General features: G+C 50.2%; 22 protein-coding genes and 1 pseudogene. 18 read left to right on the top strand and 5 right to left on the bottom strand.

The window, feature by feature from the left end; genetic code table 11:
- Positions 1–162: 162 nt before the first annotated feature.
- Both KTG12_RS18075 and KTG12_RS22345 read right to left on the bottom strand, forming a co-directional pair.
- Positions 163–570 (bottom strand): hypothetical protein, encoded by a 408-nt coding sequence (locus tag KTG12_RS18075; protein WP_005640474.1) that lies wholly within the window; start codon positions 568–570, stop codon positions 163–165.
- Between the two features lie 191 nt (positions 571–761).
- The gene (locus KTG12_RS22345) at positions 762–956 is read right to left on the bottom strand and encodes a hypothetical protein (RefSeq protein WP_005634939.1); all 195 of its coding nucleotides are present in this window, start codon (positions 954–956) and stop codon (positions 762–764) included.
- A gap of 26 nt (positions 957–982) precedes the next feature.
- Between KTG12_RS22345 and KTG12_RS18065 the strand changes: the two genes are divergently transcribed.
- From KTG12_RS18065 to KTG12_RS18015, 11 genes and pseudogenes are all read left to right on the top strand, one after another.
- Positions 983–1,279, top strand: a complete 297-nt coding sequence (locus tag KTG12_RS18065; protein ID WP_005634950.1) for a hypothetical protein — start codon at positions 983–985, stop codon at positions 1,277–1,279.
- Positions 1,264–2,406: a hypothetical protein gene (locus KTG12_RS18060; protein WP_007851204.1), complete on the top strand. Its 1,143-nt coding sequence runs from the start codon at positions 1,264–1,266 to the stop codon at positions 2,404–2,406. The genes KTG12_RS18065 and KTG12_RS18060 overlap by 16 nt, the downstream gene beginning before the upstream one ends.
- Positions 2,407–2,409: 3 nt before the next feature.
- Positions 2,410–3,297: a hypothetical protein gene (locus tag KTG12_RS18055; RefSeq protein ID WP_005828696.1), complete on the top strand. Its 888-nt coding sequence runs from the start codon at positions 2,410–2,412 to the stop codon at positions 3,295–3,297.
- 69 nt (positions 3,298–3,366) lie between these two features.
- A complete protein-coding gene (locus KTG12_RS18050; protein ID WP_005634966.1) occupies positions 3,367–3,618 on the top strand; it encodes a hypothetical protein in 252 nt (83 codons plus the stop codon).
- A gap of 50 nt (positions 3,619–3,668) precedes the next feature.
- Positions 3,669–4,166 (top strand): annotated as a pseudogene (locus tag KTG12_RS18045) (DUF4313 domain-containing protein).
- A 47-nt stretch (positions 4,167–4,213) separates the two neighbouring features.
- A complete protein-coding gene (locus KTG12_RS18040; protein WP_005864584.1) occupies positions 4,214–4,813 on the top strand; it encodes a hypothetical protein in 600 nt (199 codons plus the stop codon).
- Positions 4,810–5,109: a hypothetical protein gene (locus KTG12_RS18035; protein ID WP_005637786.1), complete on the top strand. Its 300-nt coding sequence runs from the start codon at positions 4,810–4,812 to the stop codon at positions 5,107–5,109. The genes KTG12_RS18040 and KTG12_RS18035 overlap by 4 nt, the downstream gene beginning before the upstream one ends.
- Complete coding sequence (locus KTG12_RS18030; protein WP_005802673.1) at positions 5,085–5,294, top strand: hypothetical protein; 210 nt, start codon at positions 5,085–5,087, stop codon at positions 5,292–5,294. Before KTG12_RS18035 ends, KTG12_RS18030 begins: the two co-directional genes overlap by 25 nt.
- Positions 5,295–5,307: 13 nt before the next feature.
- Positions 5,308–6,327 carry an LPD29 domain-containing protein gene (locus KTG12_RS18025; RefSeq protein ID WP_216945504.1) on the top strand — a complete coding sequence of 340 codons (1,020 nt, stop codon included), beginning with the start codon at positions 5,308–5,310 and terminating at the stop codon, positions 6,325–6,327.
- Between the two features lie 10 nt (positions 6,328–6,337).
- Positions 6,338–7,039 (top strand): hypothetical protein, encoded by a 702-nt coding sequence (locus KTG12_RS18020; protein WP_005636610.1) that lies wholly within the window; start codon positions 6,338–6,340, stop codon positions 7,037–7,039.
- 1 nt (position 7,040) lies between these two features.
- Positions 7,041–7,751 (top strand): hypothetical protein, encoded by a 711-nt coding sequence (locus tag KTG12_RS18015; RefSeq protein ID WP_005840921.1) that lies wholly within the window; start codon positions 7,041–7,043, stop codon positions 7,749–7,751.
- Between the two features lie 58 nt (positions 7,752–7,809).
- On the opposite strand, the gene KTG12_RS18010 is transcribed toward KTG12_RS18015, so the two are convergent.
- Complete coding sequence (locus tag KTG12_RS18010; protein WP_005636608.1) at positions 7,810–8,154, bottom strand: hypothetical protein; 345 nt, start codon at positions 8,152–8,154, stop codon at positions 7,810–7,812.
- A 330-nt stretch (positions 8,155–8,484) separates the two neighbouring features.
- Between KTG12_RS18010 and KTG12_RS18005 the strand changes: the two genes are divergently transcribed.
- The 7 genes from KTG12_RS18005 (at position 8,485) to KTG12_RS17975 (ending at position 14,215) form a co-directional block, all read left to right on the top strand.
- Positions 8,485–8,775 carry a DUF4120 family protein gene (locus tag KTG12_RS18005; protein ID WP_005942846.1) on the top strand — a complete coding sequence of 97 codons (291 nt, stop codon included), beginning with the start codon at positions 8,485–8,487 and terminating at the stop codon, positions 8,773–8,775.
- Between the two features lie 281 nt (positions 8,776–9,056).
- Positions 9,057–9,335, top strand: coding sequence for a hypothetical protein (locus KTG12_RS18000; protein ID WP_005636603.1), 279 nt, complete (start codon positions 9,057–9,059; stop codon positions 9,333–9,335).
- Complete coding sequence (locus KTG12_RS17995) at positions 9,322–10,143, top strand: DUF4121 family protein (protein ID WP_005636601.1); 822 nt, start codon at positions 9,322–9,324, stop codon at positions 10,141–10,143. Before KTG12_RS18000 ends, KTG12_RS17995 begins: the two co-directional genes overlap by 14 nt.
- Positions 10,130–10,870: an N-6 DNA methylase gene (locus KTG12_RS17990; RefSeq protein WP_032557856.1), complete on the top strand. Its 741-nt coding sequence runs from the start codon at positions 10,130–10,132 to the stop codon at positions 10,868–10,870. The genes KTG12_RS17995 and KTG12_RS17990 overlap by 14 nt, the downstream gene beginning before the upstream one ends.
- Before the next feature lie 32 nt (positions 10,871–10,902).
- Positions 10,903–12,138: a hypothetical protein gene (locus tag KTG12_RS17985; protein WP_005636598.1), complete on the top strand. Its 1,236-nt coding sequence runs from the start codon at positions 10,903–10,905 to the stop codon at positions 12,136–12,138.
- Between the two features lie 12 nt (positions 12,139–12,150).
- On the top strand, positions 12,151–13,032 hold the full coding sequence (locus tag KTG12_RS17980; protein ID WP_005828711.1) for a hypothetical protein: 882 nt from the start codon (positions 12,151–12,153) through the stop codon (positions 13,030–13,032).
- 28 nt (positions 13,033–13,060) lie between these two features.
- Complete coding sequence (locus KTG12_RS17975; protein WP_005828713.1) at positions 13,061–14,215, top strand: hypothetical protein; 1,155 nt, start codon at positions 13,061–13,063, stop codon at positions 14,213–14,215.
- 68 nt (positions 14,216–14,283) lie between these two features.
- Here the strand turns inward: KTG12_RS17975 and KTG12_RS17970 are convergent, their stop codons facing one another.
- The gene (locus KTG12_RS17970; RefSeq protein WP_005828716.1) at positions 14,284–14,763 is read right to left on the bottom strand and encodes a glycoside hydrolase family protein; all 480 of its coding nucleotides are present in this window, start codon (positions 14,761–14,763) and stop codon (positions 14,284–14,286) included.
- Positions 14,760–15,221: a DUF3872 domain-containing protein gene (locus tag KTG12_RS17965; protein ID WP_005828717.1), complete on the bottom strand. Its 462-nt coding sequence runs from the start codon at positions 15,219–15,221 to the stop codon at positions 14,760–14,762. Before KTG12_RS17965 ends, KTG12_RS17970 begins: the two co-directional genes overlap by 4 nt.
- Positions 15,222–15,235 lie beyond the last annotated feature (14 nt).

Below are 15,235 nucleotides of genomic sequence, written 5' to 3'. Positions count from 1 at the left end.
AACTCACTAAAAAATGCATGGCAATCTCTGATTTCATTCGCTTGCGGAAATTAGGGTAAATATGCAACCGGCCCGTCATTGAAGGTATCTGAAAAGGATACCTTCTTTTTGTTATACTGTCTGTTATCCATTTTCTCTGGAAAACATCTTTGATCTTCATAATCATCCTACGCTGGCGAAATAATTCATCATGGACACTACATATCCAAGTAACGGTATCAGTACACCGATTACATATACCATAGCGTACCCCAAAAGGACGAGAGGTAATATTTTACGGTAAAGACCGGCGATAACAAGAAATATAAACAAAAAACAAGAACCATAAACTCCTATTTGAAAACCGGGCATCAATTCATAAACGGGTACGGGCTCGGGGTTAAGCATGGCTCCGGCCACAATGGAATAAAGACTTGCCAACAATATAAATAATGTATACAGGCAGCTCTTAAAAATCCCGGGATCGTTTCTTTTACAATAGAGAATTGTTTGGATATCACTCCTAAGAAACTCAATACCCAGCAAGAGAGCTACCATGACACCCGTATCAAAAGCAGAGAATATATTCATTTCAATCAATCACCTTTGACGCGAAGACATGTATTTATTCCGGAATGCCACGCCTTCGCTTGTTTTACGATATGATATTGATATCCGATAGTTTGGAAAATATTTGAAAAACCTTCGTTGTATGCTTTTAAATTTGCTCATTATACTTATTACATGTTGTATCCGACAAATTGAAAATCCCAGCCATTCTTTCAATTTCTTACCTGCAAATATAGCCCTTTGCCGGGTTGATTGCGCAAGGCGGCCCCTTTCAGGGGCTGGTTGGCTAAAAGAAAATCATCCTCGCTTCGCTGCGGTATTTTCTTTTGCCAAGCCTTGCGCAATCCCCGGCAAAGGACAGTCCGGCAAGTAAGAAACCGAAAAACCGGCTCCACGGAGCCGATCATGTCAAACAAACTAAAAAAATGAAGGTATGAACAGAGAGACAACAAGCAAAGTCCACAAAGGACAGCAGGGTGCCAATCCGAAAATGAGAATGTTGGTTTATCGGGAAAGGAGCTATCCCGCACGGAAGGTGCAAGGCAGGGACGGAAGCTATACGGTTGCCGCAGACAGCCTGGTGCCGGAACTGCTGGACGGCATCAGAAGCCTTGACCCGGCAGCTTTCAAGCTGGACGAGGAAATCGCCTGCTATTGCTCGGACGAGGAAATCCAAAAACTGGCGGACGAAGAACTGGTAGAAATAATTTATGAATGGCAACGGTTATGACTGAAACAACAACAGCAAAGGTCCGGGAAGAACAAGTAACGGGCCTTACCGCAGAGAATGCGCACCGGGTCACGATGATCCGGGAAAAGGGTACGGACCATCCTCCCGTACCGTTCCATTTCAGAAAGGAGCATCATGGAACGGGCAACTATGTACACCTGTACGGAAATCCGGAAGATCGGAATGAATTGCATTCCAGGGACTTCAAAGACTGGGAAGCCGTAGCGTTCAAACATCCTGGCTATCTGGAGGATATGTGGAAACAGGCTTGCGACGCATACGCCTGGAGTTCCTTCGACCCGGAGATTCGTGGCGAGACGGACATCATGATTTACGGGGAGGAGCTGCACAACGACCTGCAACTCATGCAGGAAGAGGAACGGGATACATACATCGCCGCCTACCGGAAAAAGCTATCCGCCCAGCTCTCGGCCCTCTCACGCTGCGCCAACCCGATGGTGACGGGACGAGGCGGATTTGATTACCACAGGCAGGAGAATACGAACAGAAGCTATCAGAACCGCTACGAGGAGTTCCGCAATTGGCGGCAAAAGGTTCTTGAAGCCGTCAGACGAAAAAAGGAAGCCGCACGACCGGAGGAAGAAAAACTGGAAAAGGCATGGCAGACGCTCAAACGCGACATCAAGAGCAGCGCCGACACCATCCACGGGATTGACACCGGACAATGCCGGGGTTATAACCGTGCCCTGTTCGTCAGCAGCATCCTGAACAAGGTATCCACCTTCGCCAATCACGGGGAAGTGGAAATCGTCCGCAGGGCCGTGGACTTCATTTCCGAATATAACGCAAGGCTAAGGAAACCCGTCATCACCCCGAGAAACAAATTCTTCCAATTGCCGGAACTTGCGGAACGGATGCGCGAAAGGCTGAAAGCGGTGCAAAGCCGGGAAAACAAGGAAGTGCCGTTCGAGGGCGGGACACTTGTATGGAACTATGGGGAAGACCGCCTTCAGATCCTGTTTGACAGGATTCCCGAAGACAACAGACGAAAGGAACTGAAATCCTCCGGATTCCGCTGGTCACCCAGAAACAAGGCATGGCAACGGCAGCTCACCTCCAATGCCCTCAGTGCCGCCAAGAGAGTGTTGAACCTTCAAAACATCTGAACCATGAATAACGACAAACTGAAATTCGTAGTCGATTCACGCAGTTTTGACGGCAGCTGCGTGACCACCATGTCTGACGGAATACACGGCGACTACCATCATGAGACACTGGAGGAACTGAGGGACAGGGAAAAGAACCCGTACCTCACAGCCGTGTCCGGAAATACCGTCCGCAAGATGATACGCATCCACCTGCAATCCCTCTGCGCCCCGTTCAGTGAGATTACGGAAGAAAGATATTTCGACTACATGGATGTCTTGCCCCCCATCCGCCATACCCGGAATTTCTTTTTCCTGGGAGAGCCTTATCATGCGGACATCTACCGGTTCTGCTTCCGGGCGGGCGGACGCTACTTCACGGGACTCCGCTCCGTTACCACGCCAAGAAAGGAACTGGAACGGCAGATGGACAACCATTACCGGAACATTACCTTCAAAGGAGACATCCTGAAAGAAAAGCCGATGGTCATCTCTGACCACGCACGGCATGCCTCTATAATTATAGTTCCTTATCTGTTTCTTGACATAAATGGCGAGAAGAAGTTCATCTGCAACCTGATGAGAGGAACGGACGAATCGTCAGGCAGGGATGTAAGGCTGGAAACCGCCAAAATCCTGCGAAGCCTGCGCCGTCATCATTTCCTCTACTTCTCCGGCTATGAGGGAAACGACGATATGGACAAGTTCCTAGGCGAAGTGATGAAGAAAAAGCACACCCTGCTGGCAAACGGCAACTTCCTCCAATATCCCGTGAACCGGGAGTCCGTGTCTTTTACCGGAACGGTCAGGGAAACAGGCGAGCCGTTCTTCTTCCGGATTTACGACAGGGAGCTGTTCCTGCACCTGTTGTACGTCCTGAGAGGCATCAAAAGGGAAAAAGCTAAAATATAACGTGACACATAACGACGGTATGGTGACTGTCTTTCCGACCCGTCACCATACTAAAAAAACAATGAAATCATGAGAACTGTGACCGAAGAATCGTTGCGACGCAGGCTGGCCCGTCTGGAGTCGGCCCTGGAAAGCGAAAAGGCACGCCTGAGAAAAGTATGCGGCGGCATCCCCTGGGGAGCCGGGATGAGGCGTACCAAATGTACCCCCTCATTCCGAAGGGAGGACGAACTGATTGGGAAAATCAAGGCGGTGAGACAGCAACTCTCCCAAATGTCCGCAGGCGGTGACAATCACACGTTTAAAGAAACAGGCAGGTGAATGCCGGCCAATTAACTTGCAAGTCAATAATTTTAAAACCAGTTACGAATATGAACACCCGATTGGCTATAATCCGTTCAGAGGGAAAAGAACATCTCTGCTACCGGGAAGAGGAATGTTTTGTCGATGTATCCTATCCGATGGTGACATTTACCAAAGGGGAGGATGATTTTGAAATTGCCAAATGCGACCATCCGTCCATGGAAGAGACTTTCCTGTATCAGGAAAGCCGTCTCTCAATCGTGATTGAAATGTACCATAACGGCTGGCCGGCATTGTCTCTGAAAGATCCCGTGACCCATGAGATATACACGGTCCTGACGGTCAACTTAGAAGATAAGGCGGCATTCTCACTGCCTGACAGAGCATTCGTGGACATCAACAACAATCCTGATGCCATGGAGTTCCTTCTGTCTAACAAATTGGCTGAGGATACAGGTTATAGACGTCAGAGCGGCTGAGTAAGCTACCCGATGGTCACACTTAACCTTCCGACGTTTTACAGGCTTGACCCACATGCCTTTAGCGCAATATTGAATATCCGGTAATCCTTCCGGGCAATGAATCTGGTATCAACAATCAAATGGGAAGAATCATGAAAAGATATGACATAAGAGTAAGGTATTCCTTCGAGGGCACTTACACGGTAGCGGCAGAAGACCGCGATGAAGCAAAAAGAATGGTAAATGACGATTGCGGTCTTGTTTTGGGCGGCGATATCCACACGACACGCGATGACGATGAAGTGTTGGACTGGGATTTCTGTATCCATCCCGACACGCGGATTCTCTCCTTGCAGGAAAGAGGCGGAAAAGGAAGTTTACCGTCAGAAGCCGTTGATTTCAGCGGCAGGATCAAGGAACTGCGGGGGGACATCATCGACGCGATACGGCAGTTGCTCCATGCTCACTGCGTGAAAGAAATTCGTCTTCCGGAAGAGGATTATGATCCGGTCTGGGTGATATGGTTTGGCAAGAACGGAGAACCATATGAATGCAGGGTGACAGGACTCCGGGTAACGGCGGACAGCCTGACCGTCCTTGCCGAAGAGAAAGAAAGCGGTGACGAGGTGCAGTGTCACAGCCCGTTTGAACTCGGCGCGAAGAACATAGACTGGCTTCATGAGATGTATGAGGCTGTGTGGCATCAACTGAGAGAAACAAACAATGTAGAATCACAAATAGAAGAACCATGAAATATCAAGCGGAAAATACCGTCTCCAGTTTCTTCTACTACATGTGGAACGCCTGGAGCGAGGAGGAATGCAAAACCGTGTATGGCGGCATGTACCCGCATTTCTGGGAAAAATGGTGCGTGGCGACAGACAAGGGCACATTCGGCGCGGCGGAACGGTTCTATCTGGAACTTTCGGAAGACAACCGCAGGCTTTTGGTGGAACGGGCCGTCTCGATATACGACGGACGAGGCCTCAGAAACAGGAACAGAAACATAAAAAATCAAACAGCATGCAGGGAAACATTATCAGTCTGATCTGCAACTCATGCGGTTGCGGTCAAACGGAAGCACAGGAATACCTGGACTCCGAAATCCGGTACCTGCGCGAATTGCAGGAGGCGGACGACCTGAGAGAAGATGACATGGAAACGGCCTGTCTCAACCTCGGTCTTGACCTTGACTACCGGGAATATTTTATCAACCGCCTCGCAGGGGCATAAAAAACTTATGGCTATGACTTATTTTCAGAACATACACTCTCTGGCGGACTTGAAGAAAGAATACCGCCGGCTGGCATTGGAGCACCACCCGGACAAGGGTGGTGACACCGCAATCATGCAACAGGTGAACACCGAGTTTGGAAGGCTTTTTGAGGCTTGGAAAGAAAAACCGGATATTCCCTCGACCTCAACCGGATATGAATATGACTATCCGGGAGCCACGGCAAAGGAATACACCAAGTATGTGTATAACGAATACCGCTGGAAAGGCCGCAATTACAAGGGGCAGCACGCTCCTGAAATCGTGGGACTGGTACGGGCATGGCTCAAGGAGACCTATCCGGGATACAAGTTCTCTGTCAGACGGGAGAATTGCCACTCCATCCATATCCGGTTGATGAAAGCGGATTTCGAGGCGTTCACCAAAGAGTCCGGAAAAGTTCAAGGCGATGTCAACCACCATCATATCCATTCAGACAAATCCTTGACGGACAGGGCAAAGAATGTAATGGTGAATATCTGCGATTTCATCATGTCGTACAATTTCGATGACAGCGACCCCATGACGGACTATTTTCACACCAACTTTTACCTGACGCTCGGAATCGGAAGTTACAAACAGCCGTACAAGGTGGAACCGCCCAAACTCGGCAGCAAAGACAAGCCGGAGATATTCAAGCATCCGGAAGGTCCGGCACACGAGGCAATGCGCCGGGCATTGGGCAAAGCGCGTTTCGGCTTCATCGAAAGCCGGAAGTATGCCGGGGAAATAATTCTGGGGGAAGACTGTTTCGGCTCACGGGGCGAAGTCTATTTTTGGCCGAAGGAATATTCAAGCGCAAAAATGGCCCAAAAACGCATCGACAAACTGGAGGAAGCCGGAATAAGGTGCGAACTCACCGGCTATAACGGAGGATACATCCGCCTGCTCGGATACACCCCTGAGATGAGAAATTCCCTGGAACGGGAACGTCAGGAGTATGCCGCCGCGTATCAGGCATGGTACTCAAAACAGAATTTAAAAACAATCTGATTCAGAAATTATGGATACAAACAATTTGGACAAGTGGTGGTACGGACTTCCGGAAAACACCAGACAGGCTATAGGAAACGATGGGATATGGGAAAAACTGGATATGCCGTCCCGTTCGGCGCTACACCGGTATTCCCGGCTTAGAATTTACGGAACGGCAAAGGACAGGGATGAGGAACGCACGCTGCTCAATGAAATCGCGTGCGGACTGGGCGACCTTGCCCTTGTCCGTAAAAACGGCATCGCTTTGGAGAAAATGTGCAACGGGAACGGGGAATTTTACGATGAATACCAGGAACAGTTCGACATATTATATGACAATTACGGACATACAATAGAAAATATAAGCTGGCCGGACTGGATCGGACATACAATTCCGACAAACAGGGAACTGGTCCGGTTATTGGAACATCACGGTTACAAGCGTATGGAAATCGATACCGACAGAAGAATCCCGAAAACTTTCTATGTTTTCCGTCGTGGGTTGCACATCAACGCAAGCGAGGACTTGTCTTACCACATCGTACCGCAACAGGACAGTTTCGGACTGGGGCGTTTTGCGGTATGCGCTACCAAAGACGGTGAAAGCTCCCAGCTGGGAACTGACTGTGCCCGGCTCTTTTTGAGGCGCTTCCTTGCCTTCCTGAAGGGTGAAAGAAGCGGGAAAGAGATTATAGATGAAATATGCAACAACCGACAAACTGAACGATAGTATGAAAGCAAAAGTATTCAAGTACAGGTCTGACGGGAATACCGTCGTGGCTCCTTATATGGAACTGGAACCGTACGCCGAGAATGTATATCTCTCCCTGTCTAGAAAGAACGAATATGGGAATGAGGACGATGACTGTTTCCATGTGGTCTGCCGGATTGAAAACGTTTATTTCTCCAGCGGGCAGTATTCACGCCGGTTCCTCAACGGAGAAAACCGCAGGGACGAAACTGCCGCCTATTGCAGGAACTGGATCGCGGATACGCTTCAGGGCGCGGAAAGAGGAGCCTTTGTCAGGTTGATCTCCGTCCGCGTGTTCGAGGCTCTCGGACTTGACACCACCCCCCTGGTGCAAGCCCGTGAGGCATACAAAAGGAGGCAGGAACAGAAACGCAGGGAACAGGAGGAGAAAGAGGCGGAAGAGCGCAGAGCGCGGGAAGAGCAATATCAGCGGCTGCTCGATGAACAGAAACAGAAATTCCTGGACGGGGAACGGATCACGGGAGGAATGTTCCTTGAAATCACCGGAAGGGACGGTTTTGACATCCATATCAGAACCAAAGGGACATTCAACAGGCATGTAAGAGGCATTGACAGGAACGGAACCGTCAGTTACCGGAAAATCAAAGGTCTCCGGACTCCGGACTTTACCGGATGCCATAAGGCCGTGGGCGATTATCTTGCATTTATAACAACAAGAAAGGGCAAATAATAAAACCTGGCGGTAACGGCGTGCTCCATGCGGCTGTTACCGTTGCCGGCTTCCGGACTCACAACTTACGGTTCAGCGCCATCGCCAACGGAAACATAAACCGGTTATAGGCCTTGAGCTTTTGCAAATTCAGCGCATATCCGGCATAGGGGCTGGTCAGATCGGTATAGAAGAATACATCGGTAAATCCCGCGTGTTCCTCCACAATTTCACCATCCAACGGAATCTCCTCCACATTGAACCGCTCCAGAGGCAGCTCTTCCAGACGGGCATGCTCCGCATTGCCCAATACGTTCAGGTTGCGGTTAAACAGCACGAATCCTTTCTTCCTGTAATCCACACGCATACCATACGGACGCTCCACAAGGAAAGCATCCGCCGCTTTCTTTATATAGTTTTCCATGATCCTGAAATTAGAAACTGCAAAAATACACCATTTGTCCGGCAATGGCGAACAAATCAGGAAGATTATCTCCGGAAGCCATACAAGATCCCGCAACAAGGAACAACCGCATATTTTATTTCCCACCCTGCAAAGGTAGTCCCGTGTCCTGTGTACCCGTACAAGGTCAGGCCCCTGCGGGGTTGGCTGAAAGAAAATCATCCTCGCTTCGCTGCGGTATTTTCTTTCGCCAAACCTTGCGGGTACGGCCACGGGACTGTCAGGCAGGCGAGAAATAAAAATACCGGCTCCCGGAGCCGGACGTGTTTAACAGATAAAAATACAAAAGTCATGAAAATCCTGAATGAAGAACATTTCGAGAATGTAAGGCGCTATGCCGAATCCATCGGTGACACCTCGCTCCAAAAATGTCTGGAACGGTTGAAAAGCTGGGAAGAAAACCCTGACTGTCCCTGCGAAATCTCACTCTACTACGACCATGCCCCGTACTCGTTCGGCTTTACACAGCGCTATCCCGACGGAAGGACAGGTATCGTGGGAGGTCTGCTCTATCATGGAATACCTGACAGATCGTTTGCCGTAACATTGCAGCCGTTCCACGGATGGCAGATACATACCTGAAAAACATGAGACTCGACAATGACCGAAAAGCAGACTTCAGAACAGAGAATCCGAGGTCTGCTTTTTCATTTCTTGCTGTAAAGATAGCCGTTTCCCGGGCTGATTGCGCAAGGCGGCCCCTTTCAGGGGCTGGGTTGGCTGAAAGAAAATCATCCTCGCTTCGCTCCGGTATTTTCTTTCGCCAAGCCTTGTCGCAATCCCCGGCAAACAGGCCGGAAAGACACCAAGAAATAAAAATGCCTACCCATGTAGGCCGATGTTTTACTTAAAAAAGAACGGATATGGAAACACTGGATTATAACCGGCTGCTGCTTGTCTCTCTGTGGCAATACAACCACCATGGGGATGAAGGGCTGACTCCCGCACTTTTCGAGGAAACGTTCGGAAAGGTCTATGGAAGTCACTGCTACGAAAAATGGACCGGCTACTTCAATCAGAATCTCTGGGACATGATTGCCTATTTCAGAAGCGAGAAGGAGAACGGACAGAAGTTCTGTGATATGGTTGCCCGCCAGGTCAAATTGTACCAACAAAAACGCTCTCAATATGAAGTACGGTAATTTTTATGATTTGGAAAGCCTGACTCTGCTCAACAGGCATGAAGGGTGTGCCTGTTCCATAAAGGAGTGCGACGTGGAGAAGGTGAACCGGCTGATTTCAAGGATGCGGGAGGACAGGGAAAGAGTCAGTTTACCGACCGCAGGGGATGTCGTCACTTATACTACCCGTGGCGGTGACTATTATCCGCAGGCACACATTGAAAGGGGCGATGACCGGGAAGTCCATATTTGCCTTCTCCCACAGACACCTTTCTGCCATGAAAATGAAAAGTGTACCGGTTACAATACGGAAGGAGGCCCTTGGGTTATAACCGGTCCGGAATTGCTGCTTCCCGATGGCATACGCAGCAAACAGTTCCGGATGTGGGGGCATACCGGAAGGCACAGGAACGGTGCCGTCCTCTTCCACACATTCGTCAGGGCATGGAAATACACGGAACCCGATCCTCTGTACGGAAAGTACACCACAAAAGAATGGACGAGATACATCATCGAGTGTCAGCCGGATATTGAACCGGCTGATGCCTTTATCTATCGGAATGAGTCATTCACCCTTTACTCGCGGGAAGAACTGGAGCGGCTGGTCGGGATTCTGCACGGAGAACTTTTCAACGGATTCCGTCCCGGTCTGTTCATACTCTGGGCATACCGTATGGAATGGAAGGAACTTCCCACATGGGAATGGAACATGCTGAAAGCGGAAACGCACCTCTTTTTCCTTGGCGTCTCCCCCGTCAAGATACGGACAGACCATAACGGACATACAGTAACCTTCTATAAAAAAACAGAACAATATGACACGCTATGAGACATCCCCAGAAGTCCGGCCACTTGAAAAGACAATCTGTGAGTTTGCAGGCTTGAACGGGTACGATCCGATGAACGTGTTCACAGATTTCCTGCGTTACGTCATACACGGATTCTCACCGGGCGCTCCTCCGCTGAAAGACTGGAGGTACAAGCGGCAGCAGAATGCCGCATTCATGAAAATGTTTGCGGAATGGGTGCGGCTCATGCAGAAGCAGCTGGAGGCCGCATCCTGGTATGACGCGTTAGGAGACCTTTTCATGGCGCTCAGTTCCAGAAAGGGACAACAGGCGCAAGGGCAGTTCTTCACTCCCGTACATATCTGCGACCTGATGGTAATGTGTACGGAAACGGACGGAAAAAAGACCGGGCAGAGGATAAACGACCCTACCTGCGGAAGTGGGCGTCTCCTGCTGGCATATCATGTACGCCACCTGGGTAATTATCTTGTCGCGGAAGATGTCAACCGTACCTGTTGCCTGATGACCATATGCAATATGCTCATTCACGGCTGCGTGGGGGAAGTCATCCACCATGACAGCCTCTGCCCCGAAAACTTCATGGACGGCTGGATGGTAAACCATACACTGACCCAGACGGGCATTCCTTCCATTCGCCGGATGAGCGAGGAGGAATATCGGACAAGCAGGAACATGTCCGTTGACCTGCTCAGAAAGCAGAAAGAGAAATTGCGCCAAATGCAGCCGGACAAGAAACAATTGCCATAAAAACATGGCAGAATTTATAAACAATAAAACGAATGATTATGAAACTGAATGTTAGCAATGAATTGAAATCCCGCCTGGTGCATGCGGCGGAAAACGGAAGTGTGATAGCCAAAGACATCCTTTCGGAAGTAAAAAAGAACGTACCGGTGGAAGAGATCATACGCGGTACCTACAACTGCTTCTCCACCAAGCGCAAGCGGACGGAAGCGGGCACGTTCAAGAAAATCCGAATCGTGTTCACGGCCTGCAGCAAGGATCTGGCCCATCCCAGTTTCCCGGACCGGAACAACCCGCAGGCACCCTGGTTCCCGGAGAACCGGACAGACCTGGAACCCTCCACGTTTGTGGAACTGTTCAAGAACCTGCCCAAGTACTCACCCGACGAAATCAATTATTTCTGTAGTTCTCTCTCATTGGACAGCAAAGTCACGGTCAGGCTGCATGAAAGCATGAACGACTTCATGGAAGCCTATCTGGAAAGCAACTACAGCCCCATCTCCGACAGTGACACATCCAGCCTGCACAGTTCCTGTATGCGGTATGAGGACAAGGCACGCAACGCCGCTGACTTCTATACCAACTTCGCCGGCGCTAAAATCCTTGTGGCAAGGGACGAGAGCAACAACATACTCGGACGGGCTGTCGTATGGAACGAGGTAACATTGTGGAAATCAATAAACACACCGATTGCCGCCTCCCTGCTGGACCGCATCTATTCCTCACACGCATTCGTCGCCGAACTGATCCGCAAGCAGGCGCAGGAGGCGGGCATCCTGTTGCGACGCAGATACAACGATTATACACATACAACGGATTTCACCGTACTGAATCCCATTGAGGGGCAGGAATGGGCGGCCGGAGACAATATACAGGTTTCATTGACGGTGAAAGTGCCCGCCTGCAGGTGGCACAAGAAAGGGGTGCCTTACCTCGACACGTTCTACAGCCTCCATCTGACGGACGGTAACCTGGAACTGAGAAATACGGAGGGCGACACGAGCATAGCCACCTGCCGGAGCACGGAAGGGCGCGCAAACAGGAGAAAATATGTATGTCCCAAATGCGGAAAGATACATTCCTTTCCGGATACGGCATTCTGCAAGAATTGTCAGGACATGTTCTATATATCCACCGTATTCGGAAAAGTACTGAAAGGCACGTCCGCGGAATACAAGGGAAAGAAATATCCGTCCTTCCTCTTCAAGAAGGGACGTCCCGTACCGGAGTTCAGACGGTACCTGCAAATCGAAAAGTTGTTCATCTCCTGAAAAGTCAGTATCATGGAAAAATTAATGGCTCTTTACAACATCTCCTCCCCCTCCGGCAAGGAGGGGAAGATGGCCGGGTTCATCATCGGGGAACTCAGGCGGATGGGTATTCCTTTCCGGCAAGACCGGCACGGAAACATCTACGCGGTCAAAGGCAACCGGAAAAGCTACCCCTGTGTCGTGGCGCACATGGACGAGGTACACCGGCGCAAGACAGGCACCTATGCAGCCCATCTTGTGGCGGACTCGATGATTGTCGGCTATGACCGCAAGCGTAAACGGATGGCCGGAATCGGCGCGGATGACAAGAACGGCATCTGGATCTGCCTGAAATGCCTGGAGGATTTCAAGGCGGTGAAATGCGCCTTCTTCGTACAGGAGGAGATAGGATGCATAGGCAGCGGCCATGCCGACATGTCCTTCTTTTCCGACTGCCGTTTCGTCATCCAGTGCGACCGGAAAGGGAACGGGGACATGGTGACACAAATCAACGGAATGAGGCTCTGCTCCAATGAGTTCATTTCGGCAGTAGATCCCCGGAGGTACGGTTACAAGCCTGCACAGGGGCTGGCTACGGATGTGGCGGCATTGAAAAGGAACGGGCTGGAAGTATCCTGCGTCAATCTCTCCTGCGGATATTATGAACCTCATACGGACAACGAGTACACCATCCTGGCGGATCTTTGCAAGTGCTACCGGTTTGTCCGGCACATCATCTGTTGCCATAAGGAAACCAGCACGCATATACCGGAAACGGAAAGAAAACCCTTCCCCGGATATTATGAACTGTTCGGAACGGCCGGATATAGCGAAAAGGATTATATCCGTCTGTCAGAAGAGTACAGATCTGAATTTACTAAAACAAGCAGGACAAGCCATAAGAACAAATTGTAATTTATCAACGACTTTAAAAACAAGAAATATGGAAGCAACAGTCATGCCGGCCACTGCACCGGTACAGAAACAGCAGGGACTCAACCAGGTAGTCATCAACAAGGTACGGCGAATGATAGAAGGCAGGCAGGGGGATGTCATGGACACCATCAACCGTCTGCTCAGTGAGGGACGGATCGCGCAGGATTTCATCGCTCCCATCGGGGTAAGCCAACGTAGCAAGGAACGCCCCGTTATCTCTTTCAAAGCGGAAGGAAGGGTACAGATGGCAATGCCCGAAGGGAACTTCAACCTGCACGGCAACGCCATAAGCCAGATTTCGGAGAAGATGGGCATTCCCGCCAAATACCTGCGCGAGCTTTCCGCCGGGGATGTTTGGCAGAAACAGTTGTGCGCCACCATCCTGAACGAGCATTCGGGATGGACCGAGCGTACACGGGTACTGATACGGGCGGTAGGAATGGAAGTCCGGGGCGTATTGTCGGACTCCTACCGTCGGCTGAACTCGGTGGATATCCTGACCGCTTTCATCCGTGAGGCGGGAGGACAGGGGGCGGTCGTGTCCGATGCCTATATGAACGACACGAAAGTATGGTGTGAGACAATCCTGCCCACTCCGATAGAGATACCCACCCGTAAGAACGGAACGGTCATCATCTTCGCAGGAGCACGCTTCTCCACATCCGACTATGGCAACGGATCGGTGGACATGCGGTCGTTCCTGCTCAACGGGGCGTGCCTGAACGGGATGGTCAGGGAGTCCGTCATGCGGCAGATACACCTTGGAGGCCGACTGCCGGAATCCCTGTCCCTCTCCCAAAAGACCTACGAACTGGACACGCAGACCACCGTATCGGCTGTTTCCGACCTGACCAAAGGACTGTACAGCAAAGACACCATCATGCAGAAGGCCATCGAAATTCAAGGAGCATCGGAAATTGACGTGGATTTCGACAAGGAACTGAAGAATCTGGTGCAGAAAGGAGCCTTGTTGAAAAACGAAGGACGCGAGGTGGAAAAACTGCTGATGAACAACAATCCTGACGACGGAGTGACAGGCGGGGCCACGCTCTGGAAACTGACACAGGGAATCACCGCCTTTGCAAGGGAACAGCAGCCGGAACGCTGCCGGGAACTGCATGAAATATCGGGGCAGCTGATGAACCGGGTAAAGGTAAATTAAGAGTGGCTAAGACTAAAGCCGTGAACGGCGATGGCAAGCGTCCGTTCACGGCTTTGCATAATTTCAATCTACGGTATATAGAACAGTTCAAACTCCTCTTTTCTTCTTCTCTCTATGCCTGGAATGACTTTCCCCCGATAACAGCGGAACGATACATATTCCCTGTAAATATCCCGGTTGCCGCTGTCCAGTTTCTGAATCAGTCTGCTTTTAGGTATTTTGCCGTTTCCGATCAGACGGTAACAGCCTACATTAAAGCCTAACAGACTTAAAAGAAGCGAGTCTTTTCCATATTTACGGAATACGTTCAGGCACCGTTCAAGGTCGCATCTCAAAAGTGAGTCCGCCTGTGCCTCACTCAGGTTCTCGGTCAGCTTCTCATGGGGGAGCAGGCGGTGTCCGTAACCGATGTAAGGCATTTTCCCCCGGTGCCAGCCTTCCCACCGCTTGATGCAGGCTACCGCCTTATCCTTGTCAGACGGGGGATTTTCCGCCTTGCCATACAGAACAAGTGACAGAAAAATCATAATAACCGGTATTCTTTTCATGCGGCCTCCGTATTATTGTCTTCCTCCTCCGCATCCTTTCCATTGAAATCATATGTCAACTGTTGCAGATTTCCCCAATTGTCTTCAAAATAGAGGTCTATGGTCTGTGATTCCTTGCCGCTCTGCGAGGTATAGTAAAGACGGAATTTCCATTCGTTCAGCAAATAACGGTCATTGGGTTTCAGTACCGTTCCGTCCTCCATCTTCAGACTGCCCTTTCCGTCGGGCTGGAAATACCTCAGCGTATAGACAGTTCCGGAAAAGTTTCCTTCCGGCTTGATTTCCAGACGGATTTCCACCGTCTCACCGTTTACGATTTCGTCCGCCACCGGCATGGACTCCACCGTGAACGGGTATTCTTGTCTGATATCCAGCTCATTGTCACAGGCGACAAGGGCAAGAAAGGAAAATACCATGCAACAGGCTGTCATCATAAAATCAAGGATTCTTCTTTTCATGGGTATATGTTCTT

Origin of the sequence: Parabacteroides sp. MSK.9.14 (genome assembly GCF_019041495.1) — a bacterium.
GTDB lineage: Bacteria > Bacteroidota > Bacteroidia > Bacteroidales > Tannerellaceae > Parabacteroides > Parabacteroides merdae.
The sequence above is the reverse complement of the archived record's forward strand: the minus strand, read 5'-3'. Positions and strand labels throughout refer to the sequence as shown.